15 protein-coding genes are annotated in these 19,447 nt (G+C 71.2%); 9 read left to right on the plus strand and 6 right to left on the minus strand.

The window, feature by feature from the left end:
- Positions 1–30: 30 nt before the first annotated feature.
- The 4 genes from MQP27_RS22195 to MQP27_RS22210 all read left to right on the plus strand — a co-directional run bounded on the left by MQP27_RS22195 (position 31) and on the right by MQP27_RS22210 (position 3,204).
- On the plus strand, positions 31–657 hold the full coding sequence (locus tag MQP27_RS22195) for an alpha-ketoglutarate-dependent dioxygenase AlkB (RefSeq protein ID WP_242767045.1): 627 nt from the start codon (positions 31–33) through the stop codon (positions 655–657).
- A gap of 143 nt (positions 658–800) precedes the next feature.
- Positions 801–1,088 carry a hypothetical protein gene (locus MQP27_RS22200; RefSeq protein ID WP_242767046.1) on the plus strand — a complete coding sequence of 96 codons (288 nt, stop codon included), beginning with the start codon at positions 801–803 and terminating at the stop codon, positions 1,086–1,088.
- Between the two features lie 92 nt (positions 1,089–1,180).
- A complete protein-coding gene (locus tag MQP27_RS22205) occupies positions 1,181–1,927 on the plus strand; it encodes an MBL fold metallo-hydrolase (RefSeq protein WP_242767047.1) in 747 nt (248 codons plus the stop codon).
- 41 nt (positions 1,928–1,968) lie between these two features.
- A complete protein-coding gene (locus MQP27_RS22210) occupies positions 1,969–3,204 on the plus strand; it encodes a DUF4032 domain-containing protein (RefSeq protein ID WP_242767048.1) in 1,236 nt (411 codons plus the stop codon).
- Here MQP27_RS22210 and MQP27_RS22215 read toward each other — a convergent pair.
- The gene (locus MQP27_RS22215) at positions 3,191–4,078 is read right to left on the minus strand and encodes a universal stress protein (RefSeq protein WP_242767049.1); all 888 of its coding nucleotides are present in this window, start codon (positions 4,076–4,078) and stop codon (positions 3,191–3,193) included. The genes MQP27_RS22210 and MQP27_RS22215 overlap by 14 nt on opposite strands.
- Before the next feature lie 61 nt (positions 4,079–4,139).
- Here MQP27_RS22215 and MQP27_RS22220 point away from each other — a divergent pair, with 61 nt between their 5' ends.
- Positions 4,140–4,496, plus strand: a complete 357-nt coding sequence (locus MQP27_RS22220; RefSeq protein WP_242767050.1) for a VOC family protein — start codon at positions 4,140–4,142, stop codon at positions 4,494–4,496.
- Positions 4,497–4,512: 16 nt separating this feature from the next.
- Here MQP27_RS22220 and MQP27_RS22225 read toward each other — a convergent pair whose 3' ends face one another.
- From MQP27_RS22225 to MQP27_RS22235, 3 genes are all read right to left on the minus strand, one after another.
- The gene (locus MQP27_RS22225; RefSeq protein ID WP_242767051.1) at positions 4,513–4,926 is read right to left on the minus strand and encodes a hypothetical protein; all 414 of its coding nucleotides are present in this window, start codon (positions 4,924–4,926) and stop codon (positions 4,513–4,515) included.
- Between the two features lie 50 nt (positions 4,927–4,976).
- Complete coding sequence (gene fxsT / locus MQP27_RS22230; RefSeq protein WP_242767052.1) at positions 4,977–7,514, minus strand: FxSxx-COOH system tetratricopeptide repeat protein; 2,538 nt, start codon at positions 7,512–7,514, stop codon at positions 4,977–4,979.
- A gap of 127 nt (positions 7,515–7,641) precedes the next feature.
- The gene (locus MQP27_RS22235; protein WP_242767053.1) at positions 7,642–8,817 is read right to left on the minus strand and encodes an NB-ARC domain-containing protein; all 1,176 of its coding nucleotides are present in this window, start codon (positions 8,815–8,817) and stop codon (positions 7,642–7,644) included.
- A 567-nt stretch (positions 8,818–9,384) separates the two neighbouring features.
- Between MQP27_RS22235 and MQP27_RS22240 the strand changes: the two genes are divergently transcribed.
- Genes MQP27_RS22240 through MQP27_RS22255 form a run of 4 tightly spaced genes read left to right on the plus strand, consistent with a single transcriptional unit; the run spans position 9,385 to position 15,850 of the window.
- Positions 9,385–11,061: an NAD(P)/FAD-dependent oxidoreductase gene (locus MQP27_RS22240; protein ID WP_242767054.1), complete on the plus strand. Its 1,677-nt coding sequence runs from the start codon at positions 9,385–9,387 to the stop codon at positions 11,059–11,061.
- On the plus strand, positions 11,058–12,515 hold the full coding sequence (locus tag MQP27_RS22245; RefSeq protein ID WP_242767055.1) for an ATP-binding protein: 1,458 nt from the start codon (positions 11,058–11,060) through the stop codon (positions 12,513–12,515). The genes MQP27_RS22240 and MQP27_RS22245 overlap by 4 nt, the downstream gene beginning before the upstream one ends.
- Positions 12,512–12,862, plus strand: a complete 351-nt coding sequence (locus MQP27_RS22250) for a UBP-type zinc finger domain-containing protein (protein ID WP_242767056.1) — start codon at positions 12,512–12,514, stop codon at positions 12,860–12,862. The genes MQP27_RS22245 and MQP27_RS22250 overlap by 4 nt, the downstream gene beginning before the upstream one ends.
- A 36-nt stretch (positions 12,863–12,898) precedes the next feature.
- Positions 12,899–15,850 carry a helix-turn-helix transcriptional regulator gene (locus MQP27_RS22255; protein WP_242767057.1) on the plus strand — a complete coding sequence of 984 codons (2,952 nt, stop codon included), beginning with the start codon at positions 12,899–12,901 and terminating at the stop codon, positions 15,848–15,850.
- On the opposite strand, the gene MQP27_RS22260 is transcribed toward MQP27_RS22255, so the two are convergent.
- Positions 15,847–17,076, minus strand: coding sequence for an SGNH/GDSL hydrolase family protein (locus tag MQP27_RS22260; protein ID WP_372511275.1), 1,230 nt, complete (start codon positions 17,074–17,076; stop codon positions 15,847–15,849). The two genes, MQP27_RS22255 and MQP27_RS22260, sit on opposite strands and share 4 nt — an antisense overlap.
- Positions 17,073–19,439 carry a glycosyl hydrolase family 95 catalytic domain-containing protein gene (locus MQP27_RS22265; protein WP_242767058.1) on the minus strand — a complete coding sequence of 789 codons (2,367 nt, stop codon included), beginning with the start codon at positions 19,437–19,439 and terminating at the stop codon, positions 17,073–17,075. The genes MQP27_RS22260 and MQP27_RS22265 overlap by 4 nt, the downstream gene beginning before the upstream one ends.
- Between the last annotated feature and the right edge of the window lie 8 nt (positions 19,440–19,447).

The raw sequence follows: 19,447 nt of genomic DNA on the forward strand, positions 1-19,447 counted from the left end.
ATATTTTCGAATAAGGGGTACGCTGGATACATGAGCACGCACCTCCAGGGCTCCCTCTTCGACCAGACCGACCAGCTGCGCCTCGGCTCCCTCGACGGGATCCGCCGCACCCGGCTCGGCCTCGGCGCCTGGATCGACGAGCTGCCCGGCTGGCTCACCGGCTCGGACACACTGTTCGAACAGCTGGCCGCCGAGGTCCCGTGGCGCGCCGAGCGCCGCAAGATGTACGACCAGGTCGTGGACGTACCCCGGCTGCTCGCGTTCTACGGCGCCGACGATCCCCTGCCGCACCCGCTCCTGGACGAGGCGCGCTCCGCCCTGACCGCGCACTACGCCGAGGAGCTGGGCGAGCCGTTCGCCACCGCCGGGCTCTGCCACTACCGCGACGGCCGGGACAGCGTGGCCTGGCACGGGGACCGGATCGGGCGGGGCGCGCGGGAGGACACGATGGTCGCCATCCTCTCGGTGGGCGCGCCGCGGGACCTGCTGCTGCGTCCCATGCGCGGCGGGCAGTCGGTGCGCCGGCCGCTGGGCCACGGCGACCTGATCGTGATGGGCGGTTCCTGCCAGCGGACGTGGGAGCACTGCGTACCCAAGAGCACGCGGGCCGCCGGTCCGCGGATCAGCATCCAGTTCCGGCCGAACGGCGTGCGCTGAGGCGGAGAGGCGGCCGCTTCCGGCGCACGCGGGGGCGGCCTCCGGCGGACGGTGCCGGAGGCCGCACCTCCTCTGTATGCGGCCGGGCCCACCTCGCGACACCTGTAGTGACCGTGTTCGCCGGGTTAGGCATGGTGTGGGCGATGCCGATCCGGTTCCTCGTCGCCGGTCTCGGCGCCCGCCACTCGCTGCGCCGCCGCGGGCCGGGAGGCTTAGCCCTCGAACGCCTCCTGCGTCGTACTGGCACATCTGGCCACGCTTCCTCACGGTTCGTCGTCCTACTGCTGGCCTTCTGTCTGCTGCTCCTCCTGTTCGCACTTCCGCTGTACGTGCTGCACCAGCCGGTCGTCGTCGCCTTCGCCTACGGGGTAGTGGGCTGGAGGGTGCGGCGTACGCGAGTGACGAGGTTCCTGTTCGGGAGGCGTCCCTGAGCAGCGAATTGGCCCGGACCCGGTGGTTCCGGTCCGGCCCGGCTCTGCTTTGCTGTTGCTGTCGGGCAGGAACTCTGGACTCGGGGTCGGTCATGCGGGCAGACGTGCGGCAAGTCGCCGACGGCATTCATCTGGTGCACGGCAGCAACACCAACTGGGTGATCATCAGGGAGGGGGACGAACTCACGCTGATCGACACCGGCTATCCCGGGGACCGGCAGCAACTCCTCGCCTCGCTGACGGCGGTGGGCGGCTCGCCGGAGGCCGTGGCGGCGGTGCTGATCACCCACGCCCACAACGACCACCTGGGCTCCGCCGAGTTCCTGCGCTGCACCTACGACACGCCGGTCTACCTGCACGAGGCCGAAGTGCCGCACGCCCGCCGGGAGTTCCTGCACCAGGTGACCATCGGGCAGGTGGCGCGCAACAGCTGGCGGCCGGGTGTGCTGCCCTGGGCGGTGCACGCCCTGCGCTCCGGCGGCACGGCCAAGGTCCCGGTCGGCGCGCCGGAGGCGTTCCCGGTGCAGGGCGCGCTGGACCTGCCCGGCCGGCCCGTGCCGGTGCACACGCCGGGCCACACCGACGGGCACGTGGCCTTCCACCTCCCGGACGCGGGCGTGGTGATCTCGGGCGACGCACTGGTCACCGGCCATCCCACCTCACGCCTGCACGGGCCCCAGCTGCTGCCCGACATGTTCCACCACGAACGCACGCGGGCCGTTGCGTCCCTGGACGTCCTGGCCGGGCTGGAAGGCGGGCTGCTGCTGCCCGGGCACGGGCCCGAGCACCGTGGTCCGGTCCGTGAATCGGCACTTCAGGCCAAGGAGCGCGCCCTCTAAGGTGAGGTGACGATCACCCGCGAGGCAAGGAAACGCACGCCATGGCACTGCAGATCAGCGCGACCAACCCGGAGCATCCCGCGCTCCTGCTGGCCCTGCCGTGGCACCTGCCGCTCGAGGAGTGGCCGGAGGAGTACCTGGTCCCGCTGCCGCGCGGCATCTCCCGGCACGTCGTGCGCTACGCGCGCGCCGGCGACGAGGTCATAGCCGTCAAGGAACTCGCCGAACGCCCCGCCCTGCGCGAGTACGAGCTGCTGCGCGACCTGGACCGGCTCGGCATCCCCGCCGTCGACCCCCTCGCGGTGGTCACCGGCCGCACCGGTGCCGACGACGCCCCGCTGGAGCCGGTGCTCGTCACCCGGCATCTGCGCGGATCACAGCCGTACCGCTCGATGTTCGAGACGACGATGCGCCCGGCGACCATGCACCGCCTGATGGACGCCCTGGCCGTGCTGCTGGTGCGGCTGCACCTGGCCGGGTTCGCGTGGGGCGACTGCTCGCTGTCCAACACCCTCTTCCGGCGCGACGCGGGCGCCTACGCCGCCTACCTCGTGGACGCCGAGACCGGTGATCTGCATCCCCAACTGAGCACCGGGCAGCGGGAGTACGACCTCGACCTCGCGCGCGTGAACATCAGCGGGGAGCTGCTCGACCTGGAGGCGTCCGGGGCGCTGCACCCTTCCGTGGACCCGATCGAGTTCGGCACGGAGATCTGCGCCCGCTACGGCGACCTGTGGGACGAGCTGACCCGCACCTCGGTCTATCCGGCGGGCAAGTACCACTACATCGAGCGCCGGATCCGCCGCCTGAACGAACTCGGCTTCGACGTCGCCGAGATGCAGATCCAGCACTCCTCCAACGGCGACACGGTCACCTTCGTGCCGAAGGTCGTCGACGCCGGGCACCACCAGCGCCAGCTGCTGCGGCTGACCGGCCTGGACACCGAGGAGAACCAGGCCCGGCGGCTGCTGAACGACCTGGAGAGCTGGATGGCCACCCAGGACGACTACGCCCCGGGCGACCCCCTCGCCGCCCGCCCCGAGGTCCTCGCCCACCGCTGGGTGCGGGACGTCTTCCGGCCCACGGTCCGGGCCGTGCCGCCGGAGCTGCGGGGCTCGATGGACGCGGCCGAGATCTACCACGAGCTGCTCGAACACCGCTGGTACCTCTCCGAGCGGGCCCAGCACGACATCGGCCTCGACATGGCGGTCGCCGACTACATCGAGAACGTGCTGCCCAAGGCGCGCGAGACCCTGGTGCCGGTCACGCCTGAGTGACCCGGGCGTGCGGGACCACGGCCACCGGGCACGGCGCGTGGTGCAGGACCCCGTGCGCCACCGAGCCGATCCGCGCGCCCACGGCCGTACGGCGGGCACGGCGGCCCACGACCATCAGCTGGGCCCGCCCGGCGACCGACAGCAGCACCTGCCCCGCGCTGCCCATCTCGATGTGCTCCAGCACGGGCACGTCCGGGAAGCGCTCCCGCCACGGCTCCAGCGCCGCGGTCAGCGCCTTCCTCTCGTACGGCTCCAGGCCGCCGGCCTCGTCGAGGAGCTTCATCGAGCCGGGGCTGTACGCGAACACCGGCGGCAGCGTCCAGGCGCGCACCGCCCGCACGGTCGCCCCGCGGGCGGCCGCCGTCTCGAAGGCGAACCGCAGCGTGTCGGCGCTGTCCTCGGGCTCGCCCTCCTGACCGACGACGATCTCGCGGCCCGCGGCCTCGGCGGTCGGCTGGTCTCCGGCCCGGACGAGCACCACCGGCCGCGTGGTCTCGGCGATCACCTGCTGGCCGACCGAGCCGAGCAGGAACCCGACGACCGGTCCGTGCCCGCGCGCGCCGATGACCAGCATCTCGGCGTCGGCCGCCGCGCCGACCAACTGCTCGGCGCTCTCGCCCTCCAGGACGTCCGTGGTCACCTCCAGGCCGGAGTGCCGGCTGCTGACGGCACGGGCGGCCTCGGACACCGCGTCCCGCACCCACCCGGCCTGCGTGTCGAGGTCCGCCGCGTCGATCGCCTCGTACGGCTGGAACCGCCAGGCCTGCACCACCCGCAGCGCCAGCCCCCGGCGGACCGCCTCCCGGGCCGCCCAGTCCAGTGCCGCGATGCTCTCCTCGGTTCCGTCGACGCCTGCGGTGATCGGGCGGGTCATGGCACTGCCTCCCAGTGTCGCGGTCAGGTCACTCGCGCCCAGTCTTCACTAGGCTCGCCCCATGACCTTGGAATGGGAGCAAGTGATCGTCGACTCGGCCGACCCGGAGGCGCTGGGCCGGTGGTGGGCCGAAGCGCTCGGCTGGGTCGTGGTCAACGACGAGCCCGAGGAGTACGAGATCCGGCCCGAGAAGGACCGGCTGCCGGGGCTGCTCTTCGTGCGGGTGCCGGAGACCAAGACCGTCAAGAACCGGCTCCACCTCGACTTCCGCCCCGAGGACCGGGACGCGGAGGTCGAACGGCTGCTGGCGCTGGGCGCACGCCACGCGGACATCGGGCAGCGGGGCGACGAGTCGTGGGTGACGCTGGCGGATCCGGAGGGGAACGAGTTCTGCGTGCTTGCTCCACGCAGGCGCTGACACGGCCGCGCCGACGTCAGCTGTTCCTGTGCACGTCACGGCCAGCGTTGAAGACATTGATGCTGCCGCCCAGCTGGGTGTAGGCGGACACCGATACCTGGCTGACGCGCACGGAATTGGTGGGCGGCGTGAGACCGGGGCTGCTTGCCACGAACTCCCGCAGGCGGGAGGCGGTTTCCGGGCGATCGCTCACCAACAGGCGCAGCCTGGCTCCCCAACGGGGCACCATGTCCGCCAGCATCTCGTCGCGGGACATCTCTGGGCTGTTCGCAACGGCGTCGGCAAGAGCGTCGAGCCTCAGTGCCGTCACCACGTCCTGCTGCTCGTCCTCGTCGAAGGTCCTGAGGAAACCGGCGCGGACCGCGGACCAGTCGTCCCGGCCCACCGCGGAGACGAGCGTCGTGACGACCGCCTCAGTGAGGAGAGCCATCTCGGAATCCATACGACCTCCCTGGTCGGACCGCGTGGTGAGCATACCCTTCACCGATCTCCACGTATGCCGTTCAGAGCGGTGCGCAGCGACAGCGTCAAGGAGTGTTCGTCTCCGAGGACGCGCCGGGCAACGTCGTGTGTCCGTGCCAACATAGCCTCGGCCTCGACGGGGTGGCCCATGCTCCACAGGGCCTGCGCCAGGTCGTGGTGAGACGCGATGGTGTCGGGATGCTCCTCTCCCAGGATTCGGACACGGTCAGCGGCCGCCTTCTCCAGCAAGGGCAGCGCCTGCTCATCGTCGCCCGAGGCCATGAGCGCGAAGGCGAACGAGGCCAGAGACGTGAGGGTGTCGGGATGATCCGCACCGAGGACGCGCTGCCGGTCCGTCAGCGCCCGCTCCAACAGTTCGAGAGCCCGTCCCGGATCGACCGCTCCGTGGACAAGGCCGAGATTGTTGACGGTGGCGAGGGTCCTCGGATCGTCCTCTCCGAGCACCCGGATCTGATCGGCGAGGACCCGCTCATAGGATTCGCGTGCCTCGACCACGTCACCGGACAGGAGATGGACGTAGGCGAGGTTTCCGCGCGTTGTGATGGTGTCCGGATGGTCCTCGCCCACCACTCTGATCAACTCCTCCAGAAGCTGGGTGTAGCGGGCACGCGCGCCGGCCAGGTCGCCCGAGGAGGCGAGAGCGGCGGCGAGGTTGTTCTCCGTGCCGAGTGTCTGGATGTGTTCTGCGCCGAGGATGCGCACCTGGTCGTGCAGGAGATTTTCGTAGGTTTCCACCGACCGGTCGATGTCACCGGCCGACGCGTATGCGGCGGCGAGGTTGTGGCGGGTAACGAGGGTTCGCGGGTGGTCTTCGCCCAGAATCCGTCGCTGGGTGTCGAGGATGCTCTCGTAGGACGTCAAGGCGTGCTCGACGTCGCCGAGTGCGTGATAGGCGAGCGCGAGGTTTGCCGCTGTCACCAGGGTTCCGGGATGGTGGTCGCCGAGGACACGGGACTGGCGTTCGTGCACGTCCTCGTAGAGGGTGACGGCTCTGCGCGTGTCGCCCGCAGACGCGTAGGCCCCGGCCAGGTTGTTCAGCAGCGCCAACGTGTCCTGGTGGTCGCGCCCGAGTTCCCGCGTCACATCCTCGACCGCCCGTTCGAGCAAGGTGACAGCACGTCGGACGCTGCCCTGCTCAACCAGGAACTGTCCGGTGCGCGCTCGCAGGACGGCCATAGCCGGCGTCGCGGAGCGTGGCTGGATGTGGGCGTCCAAGTGGTCGACCTGTGGGAGGAGTTCGTTCCACCAGGAGAGCGATTCGCGAGTGACAAAATCGTCCGGCAGCGACGCCAATAGCAGGTCGGTGGCGCGTTCCTGCGCCACCTGGATCCGCTCTGGGGCACGGTGCGGATCGGCAGGGTCGGGGGTCCTTGCGGTCGCCTGCACCAACGGGTGCACGGAGACCGTGTCCCGGTCGAGGGTGATCAGGCTGTGTGCTGCGAGTCCTGCCAGGGCCCTGAGCACTTCGCCTTTGTGGCCGAGTCCGACAAGGAGAGTCCGGGGAATACCTCTCGGCGCGTACCAGGCCATGATGCGCAGCAAGTCGGACGCGAGTGGGTTGTCCCTCAGCCGGTCGAGACTGATCTGCCACACCCGCGCGACCGTCCGTTCGGGGGCCCAGCCCTCCGCCGAGGAAGCGAGCGTTTCCGCGGGGTAGTCATGAAGCAGCGCGAGATAGTCATCCGCGCCCATGTACGTCACTCGGCAGTAGGCGGCGGCCTGCTCGATCGCCAGGGGCAGATGGCCGAGTTCCCGGCACAGTGTGCGGATGCCGGTCAGTCCGGAGGCATTCGCTCCGCCCGCGTCGGAGATCCGTCTGAACAGTTCGATGGCGGACGGTTCATCCAGTGCGTCGATCCGCAGGTCCGTGGCCACGCCGTGCCAGCCGCCAGACCGTCGTGTCGTCACGAGCACTCGTCCTCGCGGATTGAGCCGGGCCAGCAGCCCTCGGACGTCGTCGGGTTGGTCCACGTCGTCAAGCACGAGCATCCAGTCGTCGTGCGCGCTGAACCACTGGAGCGCCCGTTCCCGCAGAGTGTCGGCAGGCAGCACGGCGAGCACGGGCTGCAGAGCCCGGGCGAAGTCCACGAGGCCCGCGTCGATCTCCTCGCCGGTCTCGGCCCGGGCCCACCACACGACCCTGCCCTCGGCCGTGTTGCGTGCCGCGACATACGCAGCGAGGGTCGTCTTGCCCACACCACCCAGACCGTGCACGGCCACCACCCGCCCGCGGTCTGTGTCCAGGGTCTCCTCCAGCAGCCGGACCTCGGCCTCACGTCCGACGAAGACACCTGGAACCCCGGGGATATTAGTGAGGGAACTGACCGGCTCCACGTCCGCCAGAGGTACGAATGCCTCGGGCGGCAGCAGTCCCTCGCGCGTCCCCTCGCGCAGCGCCTCGGCCGAGCCCGCTGCGGAGACCTGGGCGAGAGCAACAGCCAGTTGTTCCGCGGACACGTCGGTTCCGGTTTCCGGTCCCGGCCCGCTGTCCGGCACCGGATCACCGGCCCGGTTCTTGCCTCGTGGCCACTTCACGAGCCACTCCTATGCACGTAGCGGCCTGTCCTCGTGATCGTCACGTCCCCTGCCCTGCGCGTGCACGTTGCGCCTTCAGTGTCCACCAGCCTGGTCATCTTCCCGACCTGCCGCTCGCCCGCACCGTTCATCGCGTTCCACCTGTCGTCGGGCGGCCGATGTCATTCGGGAAAGTCCAGGCGATCACCGGCGCGGCCCGCTCGTGCGCGGCCCTGATCAGCTCCGGTGACCGATGCGGGCTGTCCGCTCTGGACGTGCGGACCACGGACTGGACGACGCGGTGGACGTACACGTATTCCTGGTCGAGTCCGATGAGACTGTGCGCGGCCAGTCGGCCCAACGCCTTGAGCACGGCCGGCCGAGGGCCCAAGGACTCCAGGGCGGCGCGCGGGACTCGCGTCGTCGGAAACGCAGGGTCATGCGCAGGAATCCATGCGAGAGTGCGCAGAACATCCGCGGCGAACGGGGTGTCGCCGAGGCGGTCGAGACTCGGTTCCCAGACACCCGCCATGGTCCGCTCCAACTGGCGTCCCTCGTAAGGCGCCTGCTGCATCACGTCCGGCGCTTCGGCCATCTTGTCCAGGTAGAGCTGGGCGGTCATGCCTTCCTCCAGTACGCAATAGGCAGCCGCCTGCTGGATCGCCAGGGCCAAATAGCCGAGTTCCGCGCACAGTTCCTCGACACCGCTCGTGTCCTGCGGCCCCTTCTCCTCGTAGATCCTGGTGAACAGTTGCACGGCAGCCGCTTCGGACAGCAGCCTGACCGGTACCGCGGTACCAATGTCGTGCCACCCGGCAGCGAGCCGGGTCGTGATCAGAACACGGCCCCGGTTCCGCGCGATGGCCTTGAGGAAACGCACGTCGTCGGGGTTGTTGACGTTGTCCAGTACCAGCAGCCAGTCGCGATGCGTCAGCAGCCACTCCTTCGCCCGTTCGCGCAGTGCCTCCGGCGACAGCCATTTCGCCACCACGTCCCGCAGTTCATGGGCGATGTCCGCGAGACCAGCGGTGATCGACTCGGCCGAGCTCCCGTCGATCCACCAGACCGGGTGGTACTCGGCAGTGTGGTTGACCGCCCATTGGGAGGCCAGCGTGGTCTTGCCGACGCCTCCGAGGCCCCACAACGCCTGGATCACAGCCCCTTCCTCGAAGGCGCGCGTGATCGCCAGTAACTCGTCCTCCCGCCCTTCGAAGATCCTCGGCTCATCGGGAAGTCTGCCGAGCCCAGGTCTGGCCTCGATGTCGGCGAAGGGCAGGAACGCCTCGGACGGCACGGTCAGGGCCAGATCGGTCCTGTTGTTCACAGCCGTGGCGTGATGTCCAGTTGCGGCAGCACCCAGATCCCGCCCTGCGGCAGCAGCCCGCGGAGCCGACGCCGCGACCAGCGGCCTCGGACCGTTTCGGTCGGGGGCCTGGGATATGGCCTCGGGCAGGTCATCCAGCGTCGGCCGGGCCGACGACTGCCAGAAACGGGGCCATTTCATGCAGCACGCCCTGCCGGAGCGGCGGAGCCCGGCAGGCACCCGCCACATCCTCGTCGGCGGTCGCTTCTTCGTCGAGACACAGGGAAGCCAGCCTGTCGAGCTTGGTGTGACCGACTGTGGCATGCCCCCATGCAGCCCATCATGGCGCGAGCGGGGCCACGCCATGCATCCTTCGGCGAGATCGCGAGAAAGTCCCCGTCCGCTCCCTCGGTCCGCCCGACCCTCACGAACGGTCGGTCACCTCGTCCCCTCCATGATCCCTTCGCTCTCGGCCGAACCAGAGCGAAGCGGGACGATCGAACATACGATGGGCGGGAGCCGGCGCGGTGACCGTCTTGCGACAGGGCTCGCCGCGCCGTCGGTCCGACCACTCGGGGTGGGAGACGTATGGCACAGGCGTCCGACGCAGCGCGGACCGTCATCATGACCGTGGACGACGACCCGGGGGTGTCCCGGGCCGTCGCCCGCGATCTGCGACGGCGCTACGGCGAGTCGTACCGGATCGTGCGCGCGGAGTCCGGCGAGTCCGCGCTGGACGCCCTGCGGGAGCTGAAGCTGCGCGGCGACCTCGTGGCCGTGATCCTGGCCGACTACCGCATGCCGCAGATGAACGGCATCGAGTTCCTCGAACAGGCCCTGGACGTGTATCCGGGCGCACGGCGTGTCCTGCTGACCGCGTACGCGGACACGAACGCGGCGATCGACGCGATCAACGTCGTCGATCTGGACCACTATCTCCTCAAGCCGTGGGATCCGCCGGAGGAGAAGCTGTATCCGGTCCTCGACGACCTGCTGGAGGCGTGGCGGTGCAGTGACTTCCGGCCGGTGCCCGCCACCAAGGTGGTCGGGCACCGCTGGTCGGCGCGGTCCTCGGACGTGCGGGAGTTCCTGGCCCGCAACCAGGTGCCGTACCGCTGGTACTCGGCGGAGGAGCCCGAGGGGCAGCGGCTGCTCGCGGCGGCCGGCGCGGACGGGCAGCGGCTGCCGCTCGTGATCACGCCGGAAGGGGATCCGCTGGTCGAGCCGGAGGCACCCGAACTGGCCGCGCGTGTCGGGCTGGCGACGACTCCGGCGTCGGACTTCTACGACCTGGTCGTCATCGGCGGCGGACCCGCCGGCCTGGGTGCGGCGGTGTACGGGGCGTCGGAGGGGCTGCGGACCGTGCTCGTGGAGCGGTCGGCGACCGGCGGGCAGGCCGGGCAGAGCTCCCGGATCGAGAACTACCTGGGCTTCCCGGACGGCGTGTCCGGGGCGCAGCTCACCGAACGGGCCCGGCGGCAGGCGGCGAAGTTCGGCGCGGAGATCCTCACCGCTCGCGAGGTGAGCGGGCTGGAGGTCAACGGGGCCGCGCGGACCGTGCGGTTCTCCGACGGGTCGGCGGTCGCCGCGCACAGCGTGATCCTCGCGACCGGCGTCTCCTACCGGCAGTTGGAGGCGCCCGGCTGCAACGACCTGACCGGCTGCGGGGTGTTCTACGGATCGGCGCTCACGGAGGCGTCCTCCTGCCAGGGGCAGGACGTGTACATCGTGGGGGGCGCCAACTCCGCCGGGCAGGCGGCGATGTACCTGGCCCGGGGCGCCAAGTCGGTGACCCTGCTGGTGCGCGGCGCCGACCTGTCGGCCTCGATGTCGTACTACCTCATCCAGCAGATCAACGAGGCCCCGAACATCTCGGTACGCGCGCGTACCGTCGTCGAGTCCGCGCACGGCGCCGATCACCTGGAGCAGCTGACCCTGCGGGACCTGAACACCGGTGAGACCGAACTGGTCGACGCGCAGTGGATGTTCGTGTTCATCGGCGCGGCCCCGCTGACCGGCTGGCTGGACGGTACGGTGCTGCGCGACGAGCACGGGTTCATCCTGGCCGGGCCCGATCTCACCGCGGACGGGCGGCCGCCGGCGGACTGGGAGCTGGACCGGCCGCCGTACCACCTGGAGACCAACATTCCCGGCGTGTTCGTGGCGGGCGACGCGCGTGCCGAGTCCGCCAAGCGCGTCGCGTCCGCCGTCGGAGAGGGAGCCATGGCCGTGATGCTCGTACACCGGTATCTGGAGCAGTCGTGAGCGGGCAGTTGATGCCCTGCAGCCCGCAGGAGATCGGGTCGCTGTTCCTGTTCGAGAAGCTGACCCCGGAGCAGCTCGGGCGGCTGTGCAGCGAGGGGCGGGTGGAGAAGTTCGAGCCGGGTCCGGTGTACACCGAGGGCGAACCGGCCACCTGCTTCTACGTGATGATCGAGGGCGGTCTCGTGCTGTCCCGGCGGGTTGGCGGCGACGACGTGGAGGTCACCCGGACCGCGCAGCCCGGCGTGTACTGCGGGGCCATGCAGGCCTATCTCGGGGACCGGGTCCGGCAGGTCTACAACAACTCCATGCGGGTGACGGACACTTCGCGGTTCTTCGTGATGCCGGCGGACACGTTCGCGAACATCATGCAGGAGTGGTTCCCGATGGCGGTGCACCTGCTGGAGGGACTGTTCTTCGGGTCGAAGAGCACCCAGCGGGCGATCGGACAGCGGGAACGGCTGCTGGCCCTCGGCTCGTTGTCGGCCGGGCTGACGCACGAGCTCAACAACCCCGCGGCGGCGGCCGTCCGCGCCACGGCGACCCTGCGCGAGCGGGTCGGCAAGATGCGCCACAAGCTCGCCGTCATCTCCTCGGGGCCCTATCCGCGTGAGGCGCTCGCCAATCTCATCGAGGTGCAGGAGCGCACGGCCGAACGCGTCGCCAAGGCACCGACGTTGAGTCCGCTGGAGGCCGCGGACCGGGAGGACGCGGTCACCGACTGGCTCGACGACCACGGCATCCCGGACGGCTGGCGGCTCGCGCCCACCTTCGTGCAGGCCGGCCTCGACATCGACTGGCTGGACCAGGTCGCGGCCGCCGTGGACGCGGAGATCCTGCCGGGCGCGATCGGCTGGCTCAACTACACGGTCGAGACCGAGCTGTTGATGGACGAGATCGAGGACTCGACCAGCCGTATCTCGCATCTGGTCGACGCGGCGAAGCAGTACTCCCAGCTCGACCGCGCCCCCTACCAGAACGCCGACGTCCACGAACTCCTCGACAGCACACTGCTGATGCTCTCGGGCAAGATCGGCACCCGGATCCAGGTCGTCAAGGAGTACGACCGTACGCTGCCGAAGGTGCCGTGCTACCCGGCGGAGCTCAACCAGGTGTGGACGAACCTCATCGACAACGCGGTGCACGCCATCAACGGCGTCGGTGGAGAAGGCACGTTGACGGTGCGGACGGCGCTGGAGCACGACCGGCTGCTGGTGGAGTTCCGGGACACGGGGCCCGGGGTGCCGGCCGACATCCGCGGCCGTATCTTCGATCCCTTCTTCACCACGAAACCGGTGGGCGAGGGGACCGGGCTGGGGCTGGACATCTCCTGGCGTATCGTCGTGAACAAGCATCACGGCACCCTGCAGGTCGAGTCCGAGCCGGGCGACACCCGCTTCCAGGTTCTTCTTCCGCTCACCGCCGCGGCCGACGAGACCTCCGAGGAGTCCGCATGAGCAGTGCGAACGGCATCGACCCGAGTGTTCCGCCGAGCGGCACGGGCTGCGTCGAGTGCGACGAGGCGGGCGGGTGGTGGTTCCATCTGCGGCGGTGTGCGCAGTGCGGGCACATCGGGTGCTGCGACGACTCGCCCGCCAAGCATGCGACGGCTCACTACAAGGCCACGGGGCACCCGGTGATCCGGAGTTTCGAGCCGGGCGAGCAGTGGTTCTGGGACTTCTCCAGTGCGCAGCTGTACGAGGAGGGGCCCGAGCTGGCGCCGCCCGTGAGTCATCCGGTGGATCAGCCGGCTCCGGGGCCTGCGGGGCGGGTGCCGGAGGACTGGGCTCGGACCCTGCGCTGAGAACGGGCTGTCAGTGGTGCGTGACAGGATGGACGGGTGTCTGAAACCGGATCCCCCACCCCCCTGATCGGCCGCGGCGAGGACCTCGCCCGCCTCGCCGACGTGCTCAAGCGCGCCCGGGCGGGCGAGGCGGGAGCCCTGCTCGTGGCGGGGGACGCCGGGGTCGGGAAGACGCGGCTGCTCGACGAGGTCGCGGGGCAGGCCGCCGCCGACGGGATGACCGTGCTGACCGGGCACTGTGTCGATCTCGGGGACGTCGGGCTGCCGTATCTGCCCTTCACCGAGATTCTCGGGATGCTCGCCGGGGACGCGCGGTTCGCCTCGGCGGTGGACGCGTATCCCGTGGTCGGGCGGCTGCTCGGGGCCGGGGCGGACTCCGCGGCGGACTCGGGCGGGCGGCTGCGGCTCTTCGAAGGGGTCGCCGGGCTGCTCGCCGAGGTCGCCGACGTCGCACCGCTGCTGGTGGTGCTCGAAGACCTGCACTGGGCCGATCAGTCCTCGCGGGATCTGCTGCGGTTCCTGCTCAGCCGGGGCATTCTGCAGCGGGCCGCCGGTGGCGCGCCCACTCACCGCCTCGCCGTCCTCGCCTCCTACCGCGCGGACGACCTGCACCGGCGTCATCCGCTGCGCCCCCTGCTGGCCGAGCTGGTACGGCTGCCCGCCGTGGAGCGGCTCGAACTGCGGCCCCTGGCCGATCCCGAGGTCGCCGAGCTGGTGCGGGCGCTGCAGGACCGACCGCTGCCGGACGCCACCGTGCGGCGGATCGTCGAGCGGGCGGAGGGGAACGCCTTCTACGCGGAGGAGCTGGTCGCCGCCGACACGGACACCGGAGGGGTGCCGAGCGGGCTGGCCGACGTACTGCTCATCCGTGTCGAGCAGCTGTCGGACACCGCCCAGCAGGTGCTGCGGACCGCCGCCGTGGCCGGGCGGCGGGTCGAGCACGACCTGTTGCGGGACGCGGTCGGGCTGCCGGAGGACGAGCTGGAGTCGGCGCTGCGGGAGGCGATCGGGCGGCAGCTGCTGGTCGCCGGGGGCGGGGACACGTACGCCTTCCGGCACGCGCTGGCCCGGGAGGCGGTGTACGCGGATCTGCTGCCGGGTGAGCGGGCCCGGCTGCACGGCGCGTTCGCCCGGCTGCTCGAAGGGCGCGGACATCCGGGCGAGAGCGCCGCGGAGCGCGCCCACCACTACCGGGAGAGCCACGATCTGCCGGAGGCGCTGGCCGCCTCGCTGGAGGCCGCGGGCCACGCCCAGCGCGTCGGCGCCCCCGCCGAGGAGCTGCGGCACCTCGAAACGGCCCTCGATCTGTGGGCGTCGGTCGATGCGGCGGCACGGCCGTCCGGCGAGGGCGTGGACCGGGTCACGCTCACGCTGCGCGCGTCTGCGGCGGCCGCGCACGCCGGTCAGCTCCATCGAGCCGTGTCCCTGACCCGGTCCGCGCTCGCGGGCATCGGGCAGGACGCGGACTCCGAGCTGGCCGCGCGGGTGCGGTACACGCTGGCCGGCAATCTGATGAGCGTCGACAACCTGACGGCCGCGTTCGCCTACAGCAGCGAGGCGCTCGCGATGATCCCCGCCGAGCCGCCCTCCCGGACCTGGGTGTGGGCGGCGGCCACGCATGTCCTGGCGGCCCGGCACATGGGCGAGAACGAGACCGCGCTGCGCGTCGCCCGTCAGGCCCTCGGCGTCGCCGAGCGGCTGGGGGCGGCGGACGCGCAGGCCGATCTGCTGGTGTCGCTGGCCATCCTGGAAGGGGGCGGGCGGCGCACCGTCGCGGGACGCGAGCGGCTCGTGGCGGCCCGGGAGCTGGCGCGGCAGGCGGGCAGCACACCGGTGGAGATGCGCGCCCTGTTCAATCTCGCCGTCGGCTGCTTCGAGTCCGGGGATCTCGAAGGGTGCCTGCCCTGGGTGACCGAGGGATTGGACCGGGCCCGGCGGGCCGGGCTGCTGTCGTCGCTGTACCCGCTGGAGATGCGGTATCTGCATCTGCTGGTGCTGTACACGCTGGGCCGCTGGGACGAGTGCGTGCGGGCCGCGGCGACCGATGCCGCGGTGCTGCCCTCGTCGGGCGGGTACGCGGTGGGGCCCGCGCTGTATGTGGCGCTGGCCCGCGGCGATCTGAGCGCGGCCGAGCGCGCGCGGGCGCTGCTGGAGGGGCACTTCGACTGGATGGCGACGATGGTCGCGAGCATCGCGTTGACCGAGGCCGCCCTGTTGCAGGGCGACACGGAGGCGGCGGTCGAGCGGGCCCGGGTCAGTATCGACGCGCTCACCGACGACTCGGGCGTACGGCCCCACATCGCGGTCCGGCTCGCGGCGCTCGCCCTGTCCGCCGTCGCCGACGCGGCGGCGGAGCTGCGGCAGGCCGGTGACACCTCCCACCGCTGGAAGGACACCGCGGACGAGTTGGTCGAGGTCGCCCGCCAAACGGCGCTGCACGGCGAGGGCGATGTCCCGCAGGGTCCCGAGGGGCAGGCCTGGCTGGCGCGCGCCGAGGCCGAGTGGGCACGGGCCGTGTCCGGGCCGGACGCGGCGGCCTGGGAGAAGGCGGTGGCCGCGTTCGGCTACGGCGACGTGTACGAGCGGGTGCGCTGCCAAGTGCGGTACGTCGAGGCCCTCTTGGCGGGCGAACGGCGTGAGGAGGCGGCGGTGCGGGCGCGCGAGGCGAGAGCGGTGGCCGAGCGGCTCGGCGCCACTCCCCTGCTGGAGCGGCTCGACGGGCTGATCCGCCGCGGCCGCCTCGCCGACACCCCGGCGGGCGGTGAGCGCACCTCGCCGCTCACCGCCCGCGAGCAGGACGTGCTGCGGCTCCTCGCCCTCGGGCGCAGCAACCGGCAGATCGGCGAGGAGCTGTTCATCACCGGCAAGACGGCGAGCGTGCACGTCTCCAACATCCTGGCCAAGCTGGGCGCGGCCGGCCGTACGGAGGCGGTGGCGATCGCCTACCGGGAAGGGTTGATCGTGCCCGAGCGGACGGCGTCCTCCTAGGGGCCGGCGCAGTCGAGGCCTTTCAGGTCCACGGCGTCGGCCATCGCCTGCATCCCCTTGTCGTTGGGGTGCAGATGGTCGCCCCCGTCGAAGAACGGGAGGATCCGCTCCGGGTCGTAGGGGTTGCGCAGGATGTGGTCGAAGTCGGTGACGGCGTCGAAGTCTCCGCTGTCTCGCAGGTAGGCGTTGACCTCCTGACGTACGGCCTCGGCGGCCGGATCCCATTCCGACCAGCCCTTGAAGGGGGCGACGGTCGCGCCGACGACGCACTTCCCGGCCGCGTGCACCCGCCGGGCGATCTCGCGGTAGCCCGCGATCATGTCCTGGGCGGTGACGCCGGTGTGGGCCTTGATGTCGTTGACGCCCTCGAAGAGGAAGACGGTACGGACGCCCGGCTGGGACAGGACGTCACGGTCGAGGCGGTTCAGCGCGCTCTGCCCGGCGCCGTCCGCGAGGACCTTGTTGCCGGAGATCCCTTCGTTCGCGACGCCCTTGACGGCGGTGTCCGCCTTCGCGAGCCGGCGGGCCAGGTAGTCGGGCCAGCGGCGGTCGAGGTCGGTGGTGGACTGCCAGCCGTCGGTGATGGAGTCGCCGAGGGCGACGACGGCTCCGGTGCCCGCGGGCGGTCGTACGGAGACGGAGTCGAGGTAGGTCCAGGAGCCGGTCGTCTCCGTCCAGTTGGCGGCGCTCTCCTCGGCGGTGTGGTCGCCGCTGGTCGTGTAGGACGTCTGCATGGCCATCCAGTGGCCGGTCGCCGGGCCCGCCGCGTCGGGTGAGTGGATGCTGACGACGAGGTCGGTCGCGGCGGGGACCCGGCCCGGCAGGGGGTCGCTGAGGGCGACCGCGCCCGCGGGGACGGTGACGGAGGGGGCGCCGTCGAAGGTGAGGCGGCGGTTGCTGCCGCGGACCAGTTCGGCGCCCGCCGACCGGACACCCGCGTAGGCGCTGTCGAAGGTCACCGGCCGGTCCCCGAAGGCGTTGGAGAGCCGGATCCGCAGACCGCTGCCGCCGACGCTCGTGTGCACGACCAGCCGGTAGCCGCGGTCCGCGGCGCCGTCGCCCATCCGGTCGGCACTGGAGGCCCAGGTGACCACGTCACGGTTGTCCACGGGCGCGCCCAGGGTCTGGAATCCGGCCTCGGAGGCGTGCACGGGTGCGGCCTGGACCGTGCCCGCCAGCAGGAGCAGCACGGCCAGGCGGCAGGCGCGCGTAACACGGGCGCTCACCGGGCGAGGTCCTTGAGCGTGACGGACCCGCCGGGCCGGAGGGTGACGGTGCGGGACGTGCCGCCGTACGCCACCGTCGTCGTACGACCGCCGACGCTGCGGATGTGTGCCTCGGTCGGCCTGCCGTCGCGCCAGCGCAGGTCGACGACGAAGCCGCCGCGGGCGGGGGCGCCGGTGAGGGAGCCGGCCGCGGACCAGGCGTCGGGGAGGGCCGGGAGGAGTTCCAGGTGGCCGGGGCGGGAGTACAGGAGCATCTCGCTGACGGCGGCCGGGGTGCCGAAGTTGGCGTCGATCTGGAAGATGCCCCGGCCCTGGGAGACCTCGTAGATGTCGAAGAGGTTGGGTGCGGTGCCGTTGCTGCCGTCGGTGGAGGGGCGGAGGTTGGTGACGATGAGCTGGTAGGCCTTGTCGGCGTTCTTGAGGCGGGCCCAGCACAGGCTGCGCCAGGCGTTGGCCCAGCCGAAGCTCTCCATGCCGCGCGCGGTGAGCAGGGCGGTGGCGCCGGCCACGAGGTCGGCCGGGGTGGAGCCGTCGGGGCGGATGCGGTCGCCGGGGAAGAGGCCGACGAGCGGGGACAGGTGGCGGTGGGTCGTCTCGCCGAGGTTGTCGGGGGACATCCACTCCTCCAGCCAGCCGGACTTGGGGCTCACCTGCGGCAGGTACAGACGCTTCCGCAGGCCCGCGATCGTCTCCGCGTACCCGCCGTCCTTCTTCAGTTCGGCCGCCGCGACGCAGTAGTTGCCGAACAGCGCCCACACCAGCTCCTGGGCGTAGGTGATGCCCTTGGCGTCGAGCGGGCCTTGCTCCGGCGACCAGTCGCTGTCGGCGATCAGGACCTCCCGGGAGGTGCCGGGCAGGGTCGTCGTCAGCAGCCGTGCCTCCCAGAACTCGCAGGCGCCCTTGAGCAGAGGGTAGATCTTCTCCAGATGCGTGTGCGAACGCGTGTACTCGTAGTGTTCCCAGAGGGTGTTGCACAGCCAGGCGTTGCCCGCGGGATGCCACCACCAGCCGCCCCCGCCGTAGGGGTTGGTGGAGATGCCGATGGTCCAGCCCGCGTTCTTTCCACTGGAGTTGCGGTAGCGGTTGCGCGGGTCGTTGAACAGTCGGCGGGTCACGTCGGTCCAGGACGGGACCTGGGCCACGCAGTAGTCGGTGAACGCGTCGAAGCAGGAGGACAGGCCCGCCCGGTCGGCCATCCAGTAGTTCATCTGGATGTTGATGTCGGTGTGGTAATCGCCCATCCAGTCGGGGTCGTTGCCGTCGAGCCACAGCCCCTGCAGGCCCAGCGGCAGGCTGCCGCGCGAGCCGGAGATCATCAGGTAGCGGCCGAACTGCACGTAGGCGGCTTCGAGTTCGGGGTCGGGCACCTCGTCCCGGGCCCGCGCCTGGATGCGTTCCCAGGTGTCGAGGGAGCGCTGCTCGGCGGTCGACGTGCCGAGCGAGAGGCCGAACGCCCCGAACACCTCGCGGTAGTCGCCGACATGGGTGTTCAGCAGGGTGTCCGCGGAGTGCGCGGCGGCGTCGCGGACCTTGGTGCGGGCGAGCCCGTGCGGGTCGAGGGACGGGTCGCGGTAGCCCTTGGCCGCGTCCGGCGCGTAGTCGGTGCCGCCGCTCACCACCACGGTGAGGTCCTTGCAGCCGGAGAAGTCGATGCGTGTGCCGCTGACGGTGACGCGGCCGCCGGTGCCGTACGCGGTGACGGCGGCCCCGTACTTCAGTCCGTTGGGGAACGCGGCGCCGAAGGAGACTCCGGCGCCCTCGCCGTGCGTGCCCTCCAGGGTGACGGTGCCGGTGTAGCGCCCTCCCCCGCTCTGGGTGAAGTGCAGGACGATCACGTCGTCGGGGCGGCTGGCGAAGATCTTCCGCCGGTAGGTGACGCCCGATCGGACGTACGACGTCGTCACCACGCCCTGGGCGAGGTCCAGGGTGCGGCGGTAGCCGGAAACGGCGCCGAGGTCGTGGTCGGGGATGTCCACGGTGAGCCGGCCGAGCAGCGTGAACGAGCCGAAGTCCGTGCGCCCGTAGGGGAATTGGCCATCGGAGTCGAGGGTGTCGTTCAGCCCGCCGGTCCACATCGTGGCGTCGGTGACGAGCAGGACCTCGTGCCCCGGGTCATTGCTCGCGAGGGCGCCGAGGCGGCCGTTGCCGACGGGCAGGCCCTGCTCGATCATCGAGTTGTCGTCGGCGGGGGCCTGCCACCACAGTTCGAGCGGTGAACTCGCCTTAGTGGAAGGCGAGTCGACCGGGCGCTGCGGTGCGGCCGAGGCGGTGAAGGCTGGCAGGCCGGCCAGCGCCGCGCCGGTCATCGCGGCGAGGGCGAGCAGGTCGCGTCTGGGCAGCATGGGGGAAGGGTCGGTGGTCATGGCGGCTC

This window comes from Streptomyces cylindrosporus (assembly GCF_022698165.1).
Classification (GTDB): domain Bacteria; phylum Actinomycetota; class Actinomycetes; order Streptomycetales; family Streptomycetaceae; genus Streptomyces; species Streptomyces cylindrosporus.

Bases quoted from the DNA above. Each gene is read 5' to 3' on its own strand.
- MQP27_RS22195 (WP_242767045.1), top strand. From the start codon at position 31: ATGAGCACGCACCTCCAGGGCTCCCTCTTCGACCAGACCGACCAGCTG.
- MQP27_RS22200 (WP_242767046.1), top strand. From the start codon at position 801: ATGCCGATCCGGTTCCTCGTCGCCGGTCTCGGCGCCCGCCACTCGCTG.
- MQP27_RS22205 (WP_242767047.1), top strand. From the start codon at position 1,181: ATGCGGGCAGACGTGCGGCAAGTCGCCGACGGCATTCATCTGGTGCAC.
- MQP27_RS22210 (WP_242767048.1), top strand. From the start codon at position 1,969: ATGGCACTGCAGATCAGCGCGACCAACCCGGAGCATCCCGCGCTCCTG.
- MQP27_RS22215 (WP_242767049.1), bottom strand. From the start codon at position 4,078: ATGACCCGCCCGATCACCGCAGGCGTCGACGGAACCGAGGAGAGCATC.
- MQP27_RS22220 (WP_242767050.1), top strand. From the start codon at position 4,140: ATGACCTTGGAATGGGAGCAAGTGATCGTCGACTCGGCCGACCCGGAG.
- MQP27_RS22225 (WP_242767051.1), bottom strand. From the start codon at position 4,926: ATGGCTCTCCTCACTGAGGCGGTCGTCACGACGCTCGTCTCCGCGGTG.
- MQP27_RS22240 (WP_242767054.1), top strand. From the start codon at position 9,385: ATGGCACAGGCGTCCGACGCAGCGCGGACCGTCATCATGACCGTGGAC.
- MQP27_RS22250 (WP_242767056.1), top strand. From the start codon at position 12,512: ATGAGCAGTGCGAACGGCATCGACCCGAGTGTTCCGCCGAGCGGCACG.
- MQP27_RS22265 (WP_242767058.1), bottom strand. From the start codon at position 19,439: ATGACCACCGACCCTTCCCCCATGCTGCCCAGACGCGACCTGCTCGCC.